Genomic DNA, 735 nt, shown 5'->3' with positions numbered 1-735 from the left:
GGCGGTGCACCGGGCGTCTGGTGTCGGCGCCGTTGGTCGGTGACGCCCGGGCGGCCTGGCTGAGCCACTACGCGGGACGGGTGGGCGCGAATTTGAGCGTGTCGTGGGGGTACGCCGACAGCCAGTCGGACCTGCCGATGCTGCGCGCCGTCGGCAACCCGGTGGCGGTTAATCCCGACCTGCCGCTGTACCGGGTCGCCCGCCGGTCCGGCTGGCCGATCGAGGAATGGCCCTCGACCCGGGGCGAACCACGCGCGGTGACGGCGAGCCGCGCCGAGCGCCAGGCCCACGCCGTGGCCGCGCAGGTGCGGGCTTGGCGCGGCGGGGAGCCGGTGGGAACGGGCACCGGGTCAGATCGCGCCCGGACCGTCTGGCCGGGAGCCCAGCGGTGAGCCGCGCGCTGGAGCTCTACCGGTCGCTGCCCCGCTATCTGACCGCCCGGACGCTGTCGGGCCGGCTGCCGTCCCTGGCCGCTGCTGCGGCCACCACCACGGCGCCGTTGCGGCTGAGTGATCGGCCCGCTCCGTCCCGTCCCGGGCCGGACTGGGTGACGATCCGCCCACGGTTGTCGGGGATCTGCGGCTCGGATCTGGCCACCATCACCGGGCAGTCGTCGTTCTACTTCGCCTCCCTGGTGTCCATGCCGTTCGTCCCCGGGCACGAGATCGTGGCCGACACACAGACGGATGTCACTCTCTGTGATGACACGCAGCTACCAGCGGGCTCCCGGGTGGT

2 protein-coding genes are annotated in these 735 nt (G+C 73.5%); both read left to right on the top strand.

Going from position 1 to position 735, the window contains the following annotated elements; all coding sequences use genetic code 11:
• A partial coding sequence (locus DD1DGNOD_RS14780) for an HAD family hydrolase (RefSeq protein WP_430827810.1) occupies window positions 1-392 on the top strand: 392 nt, incomplete at its 5' end.
• On the top strand, window positions 389-735 hold a 347-nt coding region (locus DD1DGNOD_RS29500; RefSeq protein ID WP_241255732.1), incomplete at its 3' end, for an alcohol dehydrogenase catalytic domain-containing protein. The genes DD1DGNOD_RS14780 and DD1DGNOD_RS29500, both read left to right, overlap by 4 nt.

Source organism: Candidatus Protofrankia californiensis, from assembly GCF_900634765.1.
Taxonomy (GTDB): Bacteria; Actinomycetota; Actinomycetes; order Frankiales; family Frankiaceae; genus Protofrankia; species Protofrankia californiensis.
This window is presented reverse-complemented; position numbering and strand designations above follow the sequence as displayed.